18 protein-coding genes are annotated in these 16,652 nt (G+C 44.9%); 12 read left to right on the forward strand and 6 right to left on the reverse strand.

Annotated features, from left to right (window positions below):
• Nucleotides 1-291 precede the first annotated feature (291 nt).
• From surE to DXD68_RS08100, 6 genes are all read left to right on the forward strand, one after another.
• Nucleotides 292-1,056, forward strand: coding sequence for a 5'/3'-nucleotidase SurE (gene surE / locus DXD68_RS08075; protein ID WP_122361446.1), 765 nt, complete (start codon nt 292-294; stop codon nt 1,054-1,056).
• A gap of 4 nt (nt 1,057-1,060) precedes the next feature.
• Complete coding sequence (gene lpxB / locus DXD68_RS08080; protein ID WP_122361148.1) at nt 1,061-2,194, forward strand: lipid-A-disaccharide synthase; 1,134 nt, start codon at nt 1,061-1,063, stop codon at nt 2,192-2,194.
• 85 nt (nt 2,195-2,279) lie between these two features.
• Nucleotides 2,280-3,023: a NigD-like protein gene (locus DXD68_RS08085; RefSeq protein ID WP_122361149.1), complete on the forward strand. Its 744-nt coding sequence runs from the start codon at nt 2,280-2,282 to the stop codon at nt 3,021-3,023.
• Nucleotides 3,024-3,116: 93 nt separating this feature from the next.
• The gene (locus tag DXD68_RS08090; protein WP_410510713.1) at nt 3,117-3,686 is read left to right on the forward strand and encodes an RNA polymerase sigma factor; all 570 of its coding nucleotides are present in this window, start codon (nt 3,117-3,119) and stop codon (nt 3,684-3,686) included.
• Nucleotide 3,687: 1 nt separating this feature from the next.
• A complete protein-coding gene (locus tag DXD68_RS08095; RefSeq protein WP_122361151.1) occupies nt 3,688-4,233 on the forward strand; it encodes a hypothetical protein in 546 nt (181 codons plus the stop codon).
• Between the two features lie 13 nt (nt 4,234-4,246).
• Nucleotides 4,247-5,323, forward strand: a complete 1,077-nt coding sequence (locus tag DXD68_RS08100) for a hypothetical protein (RefSeq protein WP_122361152.1) — start codon at nt 4,247-4,249, stop codon at nt 5,321-5,323.
• Between the two features lie 7 nt (nt 5,324-5,330).
• On the opposite strand, the gene DXD68_RS08105 is transcribed toward DXD68_RS08100, so the two are convergent.
• The 5 genes from DXD68_RS08105 to DXD68_RS08125 form a co-directional block, all read right to left on the reverse strand.
• Entirely contained in the window at nt 5,331-5,705 is a 375-nt protein-coding gene (locus tag DXD68_RS08105; protein ID WP_122361153.1) for a hypothetical protein, read from the reverse strand.
• The gene (locus DXD68_RS08110) at nt 5,702-6,265 is read right to left on the reverse strand and encodes an RNA polymerase sigma factor (protein ID WP_122361154.1); all 564 of its coding nucleotides are present in this window, start codon (nt 6,263-6,265) and stop codon (nt 5,702-5,704) included. The genes DXD68_RS08105 and DXD68_RS08110 overlap by 4 nt, the downstream gene beginning before the upstream one ends.
• Nucleotides 6,266-6,275: 10 nt before the next feature.
• Nucleotides 6,276-6,641, reverse strand: coding sequence for a DUF6249 domain-containing protein (locus DXD68_RS08115; RefSeq protein ID WP_122361155.1), 366 nt, complete (start codon nt 6,639-6,641; stop codon nt 6,276-6,278).
• Nucleotides 6,642-6,804: 163 nt separating this feature from the next.
• Complete coding sequence (locus DXD68_RS08120; RefSeq protein WP_122361156.1) at nt 6,805-7,656, reverse strand: DUF1080 domain-containing protein; 852 nt, start codon at nt 7,654-7,656, stop codon at nt 6,805-6,807.
• 21 nt (nt 7,657-7,677) lie between these two features.
• Nucleotides 7,678-9,168, reverse strand: coding sequence for a Gfo/Idh/MocA family protein (locus DXD68_RS08125; RefSeq protein ID WP_122361157.1), 1,491 nt, complete (start codon nt 9,166-9,168; stop codon nt 7,678-7,680).
• A gap of 288 nt (nt 9,169-9,456) precedes the next feature.
• On the opposite strand from DXD68_RS08125, the gene DXD68_RS08130 reads away from it, so the two are divergent.
• From DXD68_RS08130 to DXD68_RS08150, 5 genes are all read left to right on the forward strand, one after another.
• Nucleotides 9,457-9,684: a DUF4492 domain-containing protein gene (locus DXD68_RS08130; RefSeq protein ID WP_122352010.1), complete on the forward strand. Its 228-nt coding sequence runs from the start codon at nt 9,457-9,459 to the stop codon at nt 9,682-9,684.
• Between the two features lie 11 nt (nt 9,685-9,695).
• A complete protein-coding gene (locus tag DXD68_RS08135) occupies nt 9,696-11,285 on the forward strand; it encodes a cytochrome ubiquinol oxidase subunit I (protein WP_122361158.1) in 1,590 nt (529 codons plus the stop codon).
• Nucleotides 11,286-11,359: 74 nt separating this feature from the next.
• A complete protein-coding gene (locus tag DXD68_RS08140) occupies nt 11,360-12,514 on the forward strand; it encodes a cytochrome d ubiquinol oxidase subunit II (protein WP_122361159.1) in 1,155 nt (384 codons plus the stop codon).
• A gap of 259 nt (nt 12,515-12,773) precedes the next feature.
• Entirely contained in the window at nt 12,774-13,688 is a 915-nt protein-coding gene (locus tag DXD68_RS08145) for a ribonuclease Z (protein ID WP_122361160.1), read from the forward strand.
• 85 nt (nt 13,689-13,773) lie between these two features.
• The gene (locus DXD68_RS08150) at nt 13,774-14,103 is read left to right on the forward strand and encodes a T9SS type A sorting domain-containing protein (RefSeq protein ID WP_122361161.1); all 330 of its coding nucleotides are present in this window, start codon (nt 13,774-13,776) and stop codon (nt 14,101-14,103) included.
• A 272-nt stretch (nt 14,104-14,375) separates the two neighbouring features.
• On the opposite strand, the gene DXD68_RS08155 is transcribed toward DXD68_RS08150, so the two are convergent.
• Nucleotides 14,376-15,752: an OmpP1/FadL family transporter gene (locus DXD68_RS08155; protein ID WP_122361162.1), complete on the reverse strand. Its 1,377-nt coding sequence runs from the start codon at nt 15,750-15,752 to the stop codon at nt 14,376-14,378.
• 235 nt (nt 15,753-15,987) lie between these two features.
• On the opposite strand from DXD68_RS08155, the gene queC reads away from it, so the two are divergent.
• Entirely contained in the window at nt 15,988-16,650 is a 663-nt protein-coding gene (gene queC, locus DXD68_RS08160; RefSeq protein WP_122361163.1) for a 7-cyano-7-deazaguanine synthase QueC, read from the forward strand.
• Nucleotides 16,651-16,652: the final 2 nt, after the last annotated feature.

A 16,652-nucleotide genomic window follows, 5' to 3' on the forward strand; every position in this document is an offset into this window, starting at 1 on the left:
TTAAAGTAAAGGTGTTATTCCTTTAGATATCCAAGAGTAAAAACTTAATCCATTCAAGACTACAGTTTGTCGGGAATCATACGCTCGATCTCCACAATACTAAAAAAACACACAGACATAATAAAAGCAGAGGTGACGCCGGAACTGAGCACGGCATCACCACAACAGCCATTGACTATCAATACACAAATCATCTTTTCCCTTTGATGACGCCAAATCTTAAAGAAAAAAAGCATCCTTCGTCAAAAGATTATAGTTACATTTGTAGGAGGAATTATAAAAATGTATGCGATGAACGATAGACCGCTTATTCTGATTACAAATGATGATGGCGTAGAAGCCAAAGGTATCAAAGAGTTGACAGAATGCCTGAGAGACTTGGGCGACTTGGTTGTATTTGCTCCCGACGGACCCCGTTCGGGCATGAGTAGTGCGATTACAGCTGAAAATCCGATCAGATACAGCCTGGTGAAGAAAGAAAACGGACTGACTGTATATAAATGTACAGGAACACCAGTCGACTGCGTAAAACTGTCCATCAACGAAGTACTCGACCGCAAGCCGGACCTGCTTGTCTCCGGTATCAATCACGGAGGAAATATGGCGATAGCCGTACTCTATTCAGGAACGCTGGGAGCTGCTGCAGAAGGTTGCGTATTCGGTGTACCTTCGATAGGCGTTTCATTGCTTGACCATGAACCGGATGCAGACTTTTCGGAATGCTGCCGCCTGGCACGTATGATGGCACGCCGCATACTGAAAGAAGGATTGCCTGCCGGAACATATCTGAATCTGAATGTGCCGAAAGTGGAGACAGTAAAAGGCATAAAAGTATGCCGCCAGGCTGCCGGAAAATGGGTGAAAGAATACAAACGGTCGGAAAACGGAGCCGGTAAACCTGTATTTTGGCTGACAGGCTCTTTTGAGAATGCCAAACCGATCCATCCGGACAATGACACGCTGGCACTCGACAGCGGATACGCTTCACTCGTGCCCTGCAAACTGGATGTTACAGACTATGAGTGGATAAAAAATCATTACAATATGCCAATGTGATAATATGAAATACTTTCTGATAGCAGGCGAAGCTTCGGGCGACTTACATGCGTCGAACCTGATGGCGGCATTAAAAGAGAAAGACCCCGAAGCGGATTTCCGTTTCTTCGGGGGAGACCTGATGCAGGCTGTGGGCGGCACATTGGTGAAACATTACAGGGAAATGGCATTTATGGGCTTTATCCCCGTACTGCTTAACCTGCGTACGATCCTGAATAACATGAAAACCTGCCAGGAAGATATTCGCCGATATCAGCCGGACGTAGTGATCCTGATCGATTACCCCGGATTCAATCTGAAGATAGCCAAATTCGTAAAGACCGTGCTGCACCTGCCTGTCTACTATTATATCTCGCCGAAGATATGGGCATGGAAGCAATACCGTATCAAAGACTTCCGCCGCTATGTGGACCGAATGTTCTGTATCCTGCCTTTCGAAACGGAGTTTTTCCGCAAACTTAATTATTCGGTCGACTATGTAGGCAATCCTTCCGTCGATTCGGTTGCCCAATACAAGGAAAAGCAGGTCTCCGGAGCCGATACTTTCATCGCGGACGAAGGACTGGCGGACAAACCGATCCTCGCCCTTCTTGCCGGAAGCCGTCGCCAGGAGATTAAAGACAATCTCCCGACGATGCTGGAGGTTGCCGCCGCTTATCCCGACTATCAGCCGGTCATAGCCGGAGCTCCCGGGCTGGAACCGGACTATTACAAACAATACATAGGCAACCATCCTGCCCGGATCGTTTTCGGCAAAACTTACGACCTGTTGCAACACAGCCGTGTCGCATTGGTCACATCCGGTACGGCAACCCTGGAGACTTCGCTCTTCCGCGTTCCCCAAGTAGTCTGCTATTACGTGGCTGCCGGTCGTTTGGCAAGTTTCATCTTCCGTAACTTCTTTCATACCAAATACATTTCGCTGGTCAACCTGATTGCCGGACGCGAAGTCGTACAGGAACTTTTCGGCGCGCGTTTCTCCTATCAGCAGATACGCGACGAACTGGGTAAAATACTACACGATACCGCCTATCGCCAACAGATGCTCGACGGGTACGACGAGATCATCTGCCTGCTCGGAAAACCGGGCGCTTCACAACGTACTGCCGAACTTATTTACCGGTCATTAGGACATTAACATCTTTTATCATCTTCTGTTGCAGCGTTTTCCGCATTTTCCACATCTACCCTAGTAGAATGGGAAATAGACAATTTTTAGTGATATGAATGTGATGAAGACGTTGAAAACTTTTATACTGGTTTTGGGAACTATTCTGCTCTCCACCTCCTTGTATTCTTGTTTGGATGATGACGATTATTCTCTTGACAAATACAGTGTTGGAGTAGCGACAATAAAGCCGTTGGGAGGTAATACATATTACCTGCAGTGGGATGACTCCACGACTTTCTGGCCGGCAGCCGGCGCAACTCCATATTTTGGAGTAGATAAGGAAAGACGTGTTTTTATAAACTTTACGCTACTGGGTGATTCTACCAGCGGCGGTATTAAGGGATACGATTACGCTATCCGTGTAAACAGAATCGACAGTGTGTTGACAAAATCGATCGTTGCCGACCTGGGTGAGAAGAATGATGAATATTACGGCAATGATCCGGTGTGGATGAAGTCTGTCTGGATTGAGGACGGTTATATTAATTTCCAGTTCGAATCATATTTCGACGGATATACCAAACACTTCCTCAACCTGGTAAAGATGGATAATACGGACACATACGAACTGGAGTTCCGTCATAATGCATACGATAATCTGTCAGGCGGAAAGGGATGGGGACTTGCCTCATTCAGACTGAACAACCTGCCGGAAACGAACGGTGAGACAGTGACAATGAAGATCAAGTACAAATCGTATGAAGGTGACAAGACGATTGAGCTCAAGTACAAATCCGGTTCTCCCGCAGGTAAGGCACCTATGATGGGAGAAGAGAATTTTCATTCGACAAATTAAACCTTCCCACATAACTTTTATTTTTATCATTTAGTTCAGGGAGAGAGGCATCGTGATGATGCCTTTCTTTTTTTGCATAAATTCGTAGCGTAGATGCAACGGTCGGCCGCTTGCTCTCGTTTATATAAACAAATGAACGAAACAACAGTACAACTGATAGAGGGTTGCCGCAAAGGAAAACGAGATGCGCAACTGGCCTTGTACAAACAATTCGCCCAGCGATTGTACATAGCTTGCCTGCGTATTGTCGGAAACAGCGGCGAAGCGGAAGAAGCCATGCAGGATGCCTTCCTGAAAATCTTCACCCGCATCGACCAATATAAGGACGACCAATGTTTCGAAGCATGGATCCACCGGATAGCCGTCCATACGGCGATCGATTACGTACGCCGTCAGAACCCTGAATGGGAAGAGTTGTCGGACAACTATGCCGCACCGGAATCGGACGGACCGGACGAGGAGGAAATACAATATTCGGTGAAGCTGGTCAAAGAGGCAACCCAAAAACTGCCCGCCGGTTATCGTGTGATCCTCTCGCTTTACCTCTTTGAGGGATATGATATGGAAGAGATTGCCTCTATCCTGCACATTCAGCCGCCAAGCGTACGCAGCCAGTATCTGCGGGCGAAGCGCAAATTGTTAGACATTATAGCAGTTAATTGACATGGACAAATTAAAGAATTTCATAGACACCAATAAAGAAGCTTTTGAAGATGACCTTCTGCCGGAAGGTCACTTCGATCGCTTCGAAAAGAAACTGCCGAACGCACCGCGCAAAGGGCATTTCAAGCTCTACAGCTTATGTGCTTTTGCTGCTGCAGCTTCTATCGCCCTGCTTTTCCTGTTCCGGATGCCGGGCGGGACACCGGTTCCGTCGAACGACCAAAAGGCCTCCGTACAAAAGCAGTGCAGCGAGCAAAAGGAGTTCAACGAACTGCAGATGTATTACAAGATGCAGATAAACGATATCATGGCACAAATGGAGACGTTATACAAACAGGATAAAACGACGGGAGCAGCCGACCTGCTGCAGGAGAGCAAAAGGATCCTGAAAGACAACTACATGTTCGAGGAGACGATCCTCCCGACCCTGCCCTGCTCCAGCGACGGTCTGTTTGCCATGAACCAGCATTACAGCGCGAGTGTGGAAAGTCTGAACATCATGTTGAAACAGATGGAACGAGTGACAAACGAGAATGATAACAAATAAATAGAAACAAATCATGAATACAAAACAAACAAAAAGCCGTTCTTTATTGCTTCTGGCCGTGTTGCTAATCGCAAGTACAGCCATCGGCTGGGCTGCCAAACCCGAGAGTATAAAAAAGAAAGAGATCAACCGTTCATATGACGTGAGCCTCAGCGATTTACTGACAACGGACAACCGTTACGGCAATACGACGATCACTCACTGGAACAAGAACGAGGTCTCTATCCGTGTCGAAATCGAAGCGAAAGCAGAAAGTGACGATGCCGCACAGGCTACGCTCGACCGTGTACAGGTAGAAATAAAGAAAAGCGGAAACACTGTTTCAGCCGTGACCTCTCTCAAAGAGCAGAAATGGAACGGGAACAGGAATGAACGTTTTACGATCAACTATTTTATCAGCATGCCGTCCAAGCTGGCTATCAATCTGGCTCAGAAATACGGGAACATCAATCTTCCGGAGAAGAACGAAGGGAACAGCACTATACAAGTGAAATACGGTAATCTGAATGCAGGTAGTTTTACAAAGTCGCTCGATCTGGAAGTTAAGTACGGGAATGTAGATATCAACGATATAACAAAGGCATACTTGTATTTGGGTTATTGCGGCAATGCATCTATAGGCAATGCCAGTCAGCTGGAAGTTGATAACAAGTATTCAAATCTGAGTATCAAAAAATGTACGCAGATCACTTTGGAAAACAAATATGGCAATGTGAAGATTGAAAGTCTTGACAAAGGAGATATGGGGATAAAATACAGCGAGGCAACAATCGGCTCGGTAAAAGACGAACTGGTAGTCGGCGAACTGGCTTACAGCACACTAACGATAAAAGAGCTTTCCTCTAATTTCAAAAAGCTGGATGTCGATGCCCGTTACGGCAATCTGAATGTGAACATTTCGTCGGGTGCCTCTTTCAAGGTGAGTGCTGAAAGCATGAAATATGGCAACCACAATGTCAGCGGTTTCAATGTCACCAATAAATCGACAGAAGATAAAGTAAACCATTATTACGAAATCAATGGCGGAAACAAGGGACGCATCTATTTCGATGGAAATAGCTACAGTAATATTCGGGTGAAGGCGTTATAAAACGCCTTCAATACCTCAACGTCAAGACCTTATCCAAAGTCGAATAAAATATTAACGATCCGGCAATCACTGCCATCGTCAGGATAAACGGCAGCTTCTCTTTCAGACCGCCCAGCATATGGCTAGCGTTTCCTGCGGGAAGCTGTCCGACAAACATCAATAATCCGGCGAATACCACGAGATAGGCAATAATTATGCCAACTATCATAAAAGGCGGCATCCCGGAATGTAACTTTACCTTTTTCACTTCAGGGACTTTCAACGGTTCCTCCTGCATGATCAGATCCATGATCTTCAGGCTCAAATCCGGAGACGGCTCGACCATACCCTCTTTCAGTATCTTTTTGGTCAGGCGGTTTATATCTTTATCCGATGTATTCATAACACATTCGCTGTTTCGTTCTGCATCATTAACTGCAATGTTTCGTAGAAGTGCTTACGTCCCCGAAACAATTTTACTTTAATATTGGAAGGAGTCATTTCTGTGATCTGAGCAATGTCAGCAATCGAACACTCTTCCAGATAAAAGAGATTAAGCACCAGGCTTTCATCGGCCGGCAGCTTTTTCAGTACGCGGGCAATTATTTCTTTCCGGTCTTCCCGCTCCAGGATAGCAGTCGCACTATCCACTTCGCTGGTAGTAAGATCGGTAGCAATAGCATCATCATAGCTCTCAAAAACCGATTGCTTCCTTTGCGTCGTTATCGCGGTATTGTAAACAATCTTATAAAACCAGGTAGAGAACTTACTGCCAAACTGGAAAGACGGAAGCGCACGATACATCTTCACAAAAGCATCCTGCACGACTTCTTCTGCCTCCTCGCGATTCTCCAGTATGCGGAAGGCAATCGTAAATGCCATCTGCTGGTACTTCGCAACGAGGCAGGAGAAACTCTTGGTATCCCCTGCCAAAATGCTTTTTATCCACTTTTGTTCGTCCATCAATCCGGTTTTATTGTTCTTTCTCTTTTTCCATCATTTTAAGAACAATAAAGAAGTATACCAAATAAGCTACTCCACCGCCGAGCACTGTATAAATAACGACAGAGAAACCTTCCCACTCGCTCGACATTGTTCCATCCATATAGACACCGAGTATAGCCCCAAAGGCAAGACCGACCATCAATAAGCCATTACGAAGTGCACCATACTTATTCGCTCTTCTTTCCGGTTCTTCAAGAACAATGCCTTTTTCAATCATAGCCATACGCTCTTCATGTCTTTGCCGGGTAGTTCTGACAACCACAACCATAAGCAATATAATAGGCAGACCAGCCCCACAAAGAATTGCAACCAAAGGAATTAACCAATCTTCCATAATTTCAATATTTAAAATGTTTCTAATTGTTTCGTTTACAGATAAGACTAACACTTCGGAGGAAAGGTTACAGGATAAAGAAACTTTTTTGAAAAAAATACCCGGAGTCGGGCATATTACCGATTCCGGGTATTAATAAGTTAGTTATCCGTAAATTACGAAATTAGTCTAATACTTTGATCTTGATGTTACGGAACCAAACGTCGTCGCCATGATCCTGCAAACCGATGAAACCTTCTTTGTTAGGTCCGCCACAGTTCAACAGCAGTTCGTAAGCCAACGGCCACTTGTCTTTGCTGAACTTACTTGCATCCAGCATTTCTTTCCACTGTTGAGTCCACAAGTGATATTCAACAACCGGTTCGTCATTCTGATAATGAACAACCGTACCTTTGTAACACATGATCTTAGACTTGTTCCATTCGCCGAACGGTTTAGAGTTCTGCGGTTTAGCCGGGATCATATCATACAGGGAAGCAGACTGGCGGTTACCGTCCTTACCCAATTTAGCATCCGGGTGGTTAGCATTGTCCAGAATCTGAAATTCAGGAGAAGAGATGTAAGAAGGCTGTCCTTCTACTTCCTGGATCAGGATAAACACACCAGAGTTAGCAGCTTTAGCCACTTTCCATTCCCATTCCAATTCGAAGTTTTTGAATTTATGAGCGAAAACCAGGTCGCCGCCGTCCTTAGCACCGGCTTCACCGGCTCCGGAACCTTTGATATGGATTGCACCGTCATTTACTTCCCAGGCATTAGGTACGTCCGTACGATCATACCCTCTCCAGCCATTCAGTGTCTTACCATCGAAGATAGTAATCCAACCGTCGGCATCTTTCGGGAATTTAGACAAGTCTACTGTCGGCAAATCCAATAATTTGTATTCGGGCACGGCAGCCTCAGTCTTTGTTTCAGCTGCATCGGCGGCAGCATCTTCTGTTTTCTTTCCGCCACCGCAGGAAGTGAAATAACACATCATCAATGCGGCACTGGCAAATAATACTGACTTCTTCATTTTTTATGTAGTTTAAAACTGTTATCTAGGCATATCAGGCAAGTTCCAACCATTACGGTAGTTATGCTTGATCAGTTCGTTAGCAAACTGTTTTGCATTGATAGGATCAGTCCAAATCTTATTGAATTTCGGGTCACCGTCAACGATCTTAAAGTCGTCCTTGATCAATATCTTGATCATTTCGTCATCCTTGATGTTTGTGAACTGCATGCTAGGACCATCCCACAGCAACTCTTTGTTCAGCGTCTGCAAACGGATAGCCAAAACCCCCATTACAACCATTTCGTTGAACGGACCTGCTTCAGAGAAATCAGATTTAGTCTTCACGCGGCTGGAAGCATTTTCCTTACAAGCGCGAACCCAATCCATTTCGTGACCACCGCTCATGGCATTCGGTACACGACGGCAAACTTTCGGAGCCGAAGCTGGTACACGACCGGACAATAACCAAGGCTGCTGTCCGTAGCAACCGCAGATCAACGTATCTTTTGTTCCGTGGAAAATACACAAACCGCCACCAGGACCCATCAGTTGTTTGCCTTCCGGGAAACCTTTCGGTCTATCCGGCATCATACCGCCGTCATACCAATGGATCTCAACTTCCGGCAAAGCTAATTTAGGCATATTGTCGCGAGCCGGGAATGTCAGTTTTACGTGTTGTGCCGTAGGAGCACAATCCTGCAGCAACAGTGTAGAAGAACCCTGAACTTTTGTAGGATAACCCAGTTTCAGGGCTTTGAACGGCTGATGCAGAATATGGCAAGCCATATCACCTAACGCACCTGTACCATATGCCCACCATCCGCGCCAGTTCCATGGATGATAAATTTTATTGTATGGACGAACTTCTGCGGGACCGGAGAACAGGTCCCAATTCAACGTAGAAGGAATCTTATCTACTTTTTCAGGAGCATTCAAACCCTGCGGCCAGATAGGACGGTCGGTAGCACATTCCACCTTTGTCACTTCGCCGATCTCACCATTCCAAATCCATTCGCAAACCAGGTCGGTTCCTTCATCCGAAGAACCCTGGTTACCCATCTGTGTAGCTACATTATATTCTTTAGCCAAATTGGTAAGCAAACGAGATTCATAAACAGAGTGAGTCAACGGTTTCTGGCAATATACGTGTTTACCCAACGTAATGGCATCAGCAGAAACAATCGCATGAGTATGGTCGGCTGTAGCACAAATAACAGCATCGATCGACTTACCCATTTCATCGTACATCTTACGGAAATCCCAATATTTCTTCGCATTCGGATGACGGTCGAAAACCGGTTTTGCATACTTCCAGTCAACGTCGCACAGAGCCACGATGTTCTCTGTCTTTTCAACGTTTTTCAGGTTAGCATTACCCATACCGCCAATACCAACACCGGCGATGTTCAATTTATCTGTGGGTGCAATATGTCCATGACTTTTTCCTAGAACGGAGCCCGGTACAATGGTCAATGCAGCTGCTGCAGCTGCTCCTCTTTGAAGAAATGATCTTCTTGTGATGTTTGACATAGTAATAACTTTTTATAGATTAGCACTTAATAATAATATTCTGATTCAAATTTCACAGCTTAAAAACACAAACTGACGCAAATATAGCCAATGCGAAAAGAACAACAAGCCTGTATATCCGGCTTTCTTTTTTAAAATAGTCTTTTTTAACAGACCTTATAGACATTGTCTATTTTTTCATAAATATTATCTATGAGACTAGGCGTTTGAAAAGTCGCCTTTTCTTTTATATTTGTCTAATACAAAACATATTTATCCGATTTCTGTTATATTAATGAAGAGAAGAACATGAAAAAGAAACCAATACTTGTTCGAATATACCAATTTTACCTGGAAGGATTCCGCGAGATGAAGCTGGGTAAAACGCTATGGCTGATTATATTGGTCAAGCTTTTTATCATGTTTTTTATATTAAAACTGTTTTTCTTTCCTAATTACCTGGGACAGTTTGACAGCAATTCCGAAAAAGAAGAACACGTATCGGGTGAATTGATCAATCGAGCAATTACTCCTTAATTAATATAGTTATGATCGAAAGCATTGACACTTCTTTGATTGACTGGTCGAGGGCGCAGTTCGCTCTTACGGCTATGTATCACTGGCTTTTTGTACCCCTGACTTTAGGGCTTGGCGTGATCCAGGCAATACTGGAAACCATCTATTACAAAACAGGTGACGAATTCTGGAAAAAAACAGCTCAGTTCTGGATGAAGCTGTTTGGTATTAACTTCGCGATCGGTGTCGCCACTGGTCTGATCCTCGAATTTGAATTCGGGACGAACTGGTCGAACTACAGCTGGTTTGTCGGAGATATTTTCGGAGCGCCACTTGCCATCGAAGGTATCCTTGCTTTCTTCATGGAAGCCACATTCATTGCCGTGATGTTCTTTGGCTGGGACAAGGTGAGCAAGCGTTTCCACCTGGCTTCTACCTGGCTGACTATTATCGGCGCTACCCTATCCGCTTTATGGATCCTGATCGCCAACGCATGGATGCAGCATCCGGCAGGTATGCATTTCAACCCGGACACGGTGCGAAACGAAATGTTCGACTTTTGGGCGGTTGCCTTGTCGCCGGTTGCCATCAATAAATTCTTCCATACCGTATTATCCGGCTGGATCGTGGGTGCCCTGTTCGTTATCGGCATCAGCAGCTGGTATCTGTTGAAGAAACGGAATACACGTTTTGCACTGGAAAGTATTAAGATCGGAGCTATCTTCGGACTGGTCGCTTCTATTCTGATCGTCTGGACAGGTGACGGTTCCGCTTATCAGGTGGCACAGAAACAGCCGATGAAACTGGCTGCGATGGAAGGTCTTTATGAAGGAGGAAATGGTGTCGGCCTGGTTGGGATCGGCGTGTTGAATCCGGATAAGACCAGTTATAAAGACAACATCGAACCTTTTATATTCAACATACAAATCCCGAAAATGCTGTCTCTGCTGGCCGAACGCAAAATGGACGGTTATGTTCCAGGCATTGTCAACCTGATCGAAGGCGGTTACACGACTAAAGAAGGCACTCCTGCCCTCTCCGCAGCCGAAAAGATTACAAAAGGACAGCTGGCTATCCAGGCATTAGCCAATTACCGGCAGGCTAAAAAAGACAAAGACGAAACGGCTGCCCAGCAATACCGGGCTACGCTGGAAGAGAACTTCCCTTATTTCGGTTACGGGTATATCAAGGATCCGGGCGACCTGGTCCCGCATGTCGGCATGACATTCTATTCATTCCGTATCATGGTTATCCTGGGCGGTTACTTCATTCTGCTCTTTATCATCGCCCTGGTATGGAATAAGAAAGATAAATTCCAGGATGCCCGCTGGCTGCAAAAAGTATGCCTGTGGTCTATCCCGCTGGGATATATTGCAGGACAGGCCGGATGGATCGTTGCCGAAGTGGGACGTCAGCCCTGGGCGATACAGGATATCCTTCCGACAAGTGCTTCTATCTCCAAACTGGCAACCTCGTCTGTGCAGACTACTTTCTTCCTCTTCCTGATCCTCTTCACGATCCTGCTGATCGCCGAAATAGGTATTATGGTGAAAGCCATCAAGAAAGGGCCGGAGGAAATTGAGAATGGAAAATTGAAAATTGAAAATGAAGGAGACAATTAACCTTCGCCTGCAGCTTTCCATTTTCCGCGAATAATTAATTTTCAATTTTCAACTTTCAATTTTCAATTAACACTATGGATAGTACATATATATTATTACAACATTACTGGTGGTTCCTTGTATCCCTGCTGGGAGCACTGTTAGTATTCCTGCTTTTTGTACAGGGAGGTCAGTCGTTACTCTTCTCGATCGGAAAGACGGAACTGGAACAAAAGATGTTAATCAACTCCACCGGACGTAAATGGGAATTTACCTTTACGACGCTGGTTACTTTCGGAGGGGCGTTCTTCGCTTCTTTCCCCCTGTTCTACTCGACCAGCTTCGGCGGGGCTTACTGGGTGTGGATGCTGATCCTGCTCTGCTTCGTTATCCAGGCTGTATCTTACGAATACCAGGCAAAGAAAGGAAACTTATTAGGCAAGAAAACATATCAGGCATTCCTGATCATCAACGGCGTACTCGGCCCGATCCTATTGGGTACAGCAGTCGCCACCTTCTTCAACGGAGCCGAATTTTCTGTCAACAAAGGACAGATGACCGATATAGCCATGCCGGTTATTTCTACCTGGAACAATTCACTGCACGGACTGGAAGCTGCTTTCGTTTTCTGGAACGTATGTCTCGGACTGGCGGTATTCTTCCTGGCACGCGTACAGGCTCTGCTCTATTTCATCAACAACATCGACAATAAAGACATCGTCAGTCGTTGCCGGAAACGGTTGATACCGGAAACAGCCTTGTTCCTGGTGTTCTTCCTGATCTTCCTCGTACGCCTGATGCTGGTGAGCGGATTTGCCGTAAATCCGGAAACGCAGGAAATATTTATGCAACCCTATAAATATTTCATCAATCTGATAGAGATGCCTGCCGTATTGGCTGTATTGCTTATCGGTGTGGTGCTTGTCCTGTACGGTATCATCCGGACGATCGCATCGCAGACATGGCGAAAAGGAATCTGGTTTGCCGGAACAGGAACCGTTCTGACCGTATTGGCCTTATTGCTCTGCGCCGGATGGAACAACACGGCTTATTATCCGTCGTTGACCGACCTGCAAAGCTCATTAACCCTGCAGAACAGTTGTTCGAGCCAGTTCACCTTGAAAGTGATGAGCTACGTATCCATCCTTGTGCCTTTTGTCCTCGCCTATATATTCTATGCATGGCGGGCTCTGGATCTTCACAAGATAGATGCGGAAGAAATGGAAGAGAAAGACAGTCATACCTATTAAAACAAAGGAAACGGCGAAGCTCACGCTTGGCCGTTTCTACATTTAACCGTTTTAAACAAAAAGAAAAAGTTAGTTAAGGCTTAGAATAAAATATCTTAAGTCTTTTTTACTTACTAAACATTGCCTTCCTAAGGACAGCAAACAAATATATGTAATCCGAGCCATCTTCGGAACAATCGGACCGCTTTTTTTGTTATTTTTCACAGAACACAGATGCTTTTGTATTATCTTTGCAAACAATTATCCAAGGGATTCCTTTATGGCAGATTTCAATTTAAACATTCTGGGATGCGGTTCGGCCTTACCTACGACACGGCATCTGGCAACTTCTCAGGTAGTAGATTTACGTGATAAATTATATATGATAGACTGTGGTGAAGGTACGCAGGTGCAGATGCGTCATATGCGTATCAAATTCAGCCGGTTAAATCATATCTTCATTTCTCATCTGCACGGTGACCATTGCTTCGGACTGCCGGGGCTTATTTCCACGCTGGGTATGCTGGGACGTACCGGAGAACTGGTGATACATGCCCCCAAAGAGATCGAGAACTACATGCGTCCTGTATTGGATACATTCTGCAAAGGAATGCCTTACAAAGTCCGTTTCAACCATATAGATACTTACAGCCATTCGTTGATCATGGAAGACCGTTCTCTGTCTGTTTACTCCATTCCCCTGAAGCACCGGATTCCGACTTGTGGTTTCTTGTTTGCCGAAAAGCCCAAAGAAGCGCATATCATCCGCGAAATGACTGATTTCTATCAGGTACCCATACGCTGCATGAAAGATATCAAACAGGGAAAAGATTATATCACCCCGGAAGGAGAAGTGATCCCCTGTTCCCGGCTGACGCGCCCGGCAGCACCGCCCAAACGCTATGCCTATTGCTCAGACACCGCCTACAATCCGTCTGTCATTCCGATTATTGAAGGCGTAGACCTCCTTTACCATGAAGCTACTTTTGCCGAATGTGACAAAGCACGTGCCAAAGAGACGTTTCATTCAACCGCCCGCCAAGCAGCAGATATTGCATTAAAGGCAGGAGTAAAACGGCTTGTCATCGGTCATTATTCTGCCCGTTACGAAGAACTCGCAGAATTGCATAAAGAAGCAAAGGAGATATTTCCCGGAACCATTTTAGGAAGCGAAGGAATGGTCTTACCTATATAATAGACCCTTTTCTCAAATAATAACCGACAAATATCCGCCATATTCAAAATTATTCATACATTTGTACGAATTTAGGGTTTTGAATATGAGAACATTATTTACCATAATCCTGTTGATCAGCACCTATGCTGGTAACCCGCTCACTGTCAATGCACAGCAGGCGGTCGCTACTACGCATGCCGTAAAACAGGCAGAGGTAACAGAACCCGACTCTATCGAAATCAGTGCCTACGACAACAAGATCGTTGTTAAAAATGCTCCAGTCGGCAGCAAGCTTGAAATATACAGCGTAGTAGGTATCCGCGTCAAAGAAATAAAACTGAAACAACCGGACGGCGAATATACTGTCGACATCGCCAAAGGTTACTACATCGTCCGCATCGGCGAAACTGTTCGCAAAATAGCAATCCGCTAAGTATCTTTTCCTGTTATCTCCCTTGTAATAAGAATTGCATATATTATGCAACAGTAGTTCTATATATTATGAAACTAGAGTTTCATATATTATGGAAATAGTTTTCCATATATTATAAAACAAAAGTTCCATATATTATGTAACTTTTGTTTTATAATAGAGAAATCTTATGAAACTGGAATCAACAGGTTATTAAGCTTTTATAAAAAAAGAAAAGAGGACCTGTCACCAAGACAAGCCCTCCTCTTCTGATTATTATATATATGTATAGGTTAAAAAGCGTAATCCAGGCTTAAGCCGAATACTTTATTGGTACGGCTATATACGTTAGTTCCGGGAAGGCCCGTGCCACAGTAATCATCCGATTTCTTTGTATAATCACGGTAGCTTGTCCACATATACCCCACATTCAATGCCATCTTTTCGCTCAACATCAACTTAGCTCCGAAGCCCAGTGAGTAAGAGTCGCAGGAGAAACTGGTATCGCTCTGATATTTGTCTGACAAACCATAATCTGTAATCTGAGCACCACCGCTAATAGTCAATCTCTTGATAACATCCCACTCGATGCCCAGCAAATACTCATTGGTACCTCTTTCGAGCTCTTTCTGCTTTCCACCGGCCATTCCAGCTTTCTTGTCATCGAAGAAGTGATACTCGACAGATGCTTTTAACATGGGTAAAAACCGATAAGAGGCAGCTACAGAAAGCATTGAGGGAATATCGTTCGGCGTATTCACACCATGTTTATAAGCACCAACCAAAGATTCCGCACTATCAGGATAATCCAACTTCTTTGTATTGTTTTCGATGTTCAGGTTCGTCATGAACTCATATTTGGCACCGAAATTGAATTTACCATATTTGACATCGACTCCAAGAACCGGAGTGAGTCCCCAACCCGTCTGGTCGCAATCCAAAGCTAACGCCATCAATTCCGATCCGCCTAAATTCTGTTTTAGTTTCGCATTCAGATAACCCTCGTAGTTTCCTGAAAAATAATTCATCCGTCCACCGGCAAAGACAGAAATCCAATCCGTGATTTTGTATCCCAAACCAAGTTGTAGAGAATAAATATACTGTCTACCGTCCATCGCACTGTTAATAGTATACATATCCGGAGTCACGATGGGACTTTTACCGCCTGACGCCACATAATTCGTCAAACTTTCCTTGAATATACCAGCCATAGCAGCCGATTCGAACATGGGCAGACCATCGTTAAACGAAGCCTTACCGCCTCCTCCCGTGATGGCAAAGAATCCGGAAATAGTCCAGTCACCTTTTTTATAAGCCGCAAAAACACTCGGAATCACAGGAGCAGCCGCTTTTCCTTTGTAATACTTTTTGTAGTTTCCCACTGTCGGCTTCTGATTGGCCGGATCGAAACCATTGTATGTGCCAAAAGAGGCATCGATATTTCTAGTTTGGAAAGCACTCTGAATACTCACGCCTACACGAAAACCATCTGTCGGCAAGAAAGAAAGGCCCGCTGGGTTAGACAAAGCACCATCTATATCGATTGCAGCACCTCGCGAAAGTGATCTTAAAAAGGCTGCATGCTGATTGGTATTCGTCAATAATCCACCAGCGAAAGAAAGCAGAGGCATCATCATCAATGCCGCACCTAATAATACTTTTTTCTTCATGTTTTACTTTTCATTATTACAAAACGGCGGTAAAGATAAATACTTTTCTTCAATATTGCACACTTTTAACAAGAATGTGCGGCACAATTACATCATTTCTGTGCAATAGTTCTAGTTATACCCCTCTATTTTCAATTTTCAATTCTCAATTTTCAATTAAAAAAGTATCTTTGCGGCGAAAAGGAACGTCTCCTTTTCCGTGTGCTTGCTGAACCACGTATAAAACAAGAAAAATATGAAACAACAAGAAGCCGCTTTGGTATGCTTCTCCGGTGGACAAGACTCCACGACCTGCCTGTTCTGGGCAAAGAAGCATTTTACACGTGTAGAAGCCGTTTGTTTTACTTACGGCCAGAAACATTCCCTGGAGATTGAAATTGCAAGAAAGATCGCAGCCGATGCCCATGTTCCGTTCCAGCTGCTGGACGTATCGTTGATCAGCCAGCTGGCTCCGAACTCGCTGACAGACACCTCGATCGTCATGGACGAGGATAAGCCGGCAGACAGTTATCCCAACACATTCGTTCCCGGAAGAAACATGGTTTTCCTGACTTTCGCTGCCATCATGGCACGGAGCAAAGGGATTTTCCACCTGGTAACCGGTGTCTCGGAAGCTGACTTCAGCGGATATCCCGACTGTCGCGACACCTTTGTCCGCTCACTGAACGTCACGCTGAATCTAGCTATGGACGAACAGTTCGTCATCCACACCCCGCTGATGGACCGTGACAAGAGTGAAGTATGGGAGTTGTCCGACGAACTGGGCGTATTCGACCTGGTCCGCACACAGACACTGACCTGCTACAACGGTGTTCCTGCCGACGGTTGCGGTCATTGCCCCGCCTGTAAATTGCGTAGAGAAGGATTGGAGAAATACCTAAACAGGAAGAAGAAATAAGA

The organism is Parabacteroides sp. TM07-1AC (assembly GCF_003480915.1).
Classification (GTDB): Bacteria; Bacteroidota; Bacteroidia; order Bacteroidales; family Tannerellaceae; genus Parabacteroides; species Parabacteroides chongii.

Bases quoted from the DNA above. Each gene is read 5' to 3' on its own strand.
- surE (WP_122361446.1), top strand. From the start codon at position 292: ATGAACGATAGACCGCTTATTCTGATTACAAATGATGATGGCGTAGAA.
- lpxB (WP_122361148.1), top strand. From the start codon at position 1,061: ATGAAATACTTTCTGATAGCAGGCGAAGCTTCGGGCGACTTACATGCG.
- DXD68_RS08085 (WP_122361149.1), top strand. From the start codon at position 2,280: ATGAATGTGATGAAGACGTTGAAAACTTTTATACTGGTTTTGGGAACT.
- DXD68_RS08090 (WP_410510713.1), top strand. From the start codon at position 3,117: ATGCAACGGTCGGCCGCTTGCTCTCGTTTATATAAACAAATGAACGAA.
- DXD68_RS08095 (WP_122361151.1), top strand. From the start codon at position 3,688: ATGGACAAATTAAAGAATTTCATAGACACCAATAAAGAAGCTTTTGAA.
- DXD68_RS08100 (WP_122361152.1), top strand. From the start codon at position 4,247: ATGAATACAAAACAAACAAAAAGCCGTTCTTTATTGCTTCTGGCCGTG.
- DXD68_RS08105 (WP_122361153.1), bottom strand. From the start codon at position 5,705: ATGAATACATCGGATAAAGATATAAACCGCCTGACCAAAAAGATACTG.
- DXD68_RS08110 (WP_122361154.1), bottom strand. From the start codon at position 6,265: ATGGACGAACAAAAGTGGATAAAAAGCATTTTGGCAGGGGATACCAAG.
- DXD68_RS08115 (WP_122361155.1), bottom strand. From the start codon at position 6,641: ATGGAAGATTGGTTAATTCCTTTGGTTGCAATTCTTTGTGGGGCTGGT.
- DXD68_RS08120 (WP_122361156.1), bottom strand. From the start codon at position 7,656: ATGAAGAAGTCAGTATTATTTGCCAGTGCCGCATTGATGATGTGTTAT.
- DXD68_RS08125 (WP_122361157.1), bottom strand. From the start codon at position 9,168: ATGTCAAACATCACAAGAAGATCATTTCTTCAAAGAGGAGCAGCTGCA.
- DXD68_RS08130 (WP_122352010.1), top strand. From the start codon at position 9,457: ATGAAAAAGAAACCAATACTTGTTCGAATATACCAATTTTACCTGGAA.
- DXD68_RS08135 (WP_122361158.1), top strand. From the start codon at position 9,696: ATGATCGAAAGCATTGACACTTCTTTGATTGACTGGTCGAGGGCGCAG.
- DXD68_RS08140 (WP_122361159.1), top strand. From the start codon at position 11,360: ATGGATAGTACATATATATTATTACAACATTACTGGTGGTTCCTTGTA.
- DXD68_RS08145 (WP_122361160.1), top strand. From the start codon at position 12,774: ATGGCAGATTTCAATTTAAACATTCTGGGATGCGGTTCGGCCTTACCT.
- DXD68_RS08150 (WP_122361161.1), top strand. From the start codon at position 13,774: ATGAGAACATTATTTACCATAATCCTGTTGATCAGCACCTATGCTGGT.
- DXD68_RS08155 (WP_122361162.1), bottom strand. From the start codon at position 15,752: ATGAAGAAAAAAGTATTATTAGGTGCGGCATTGATGATGATGCCTCTG.
- queC (WP_122361163.1), top strand. From the start codon at position 15,988: ATGAAACAACAAGAAGCCGCTTTGGTATGCTTCTCCGGTGGACAAGAC.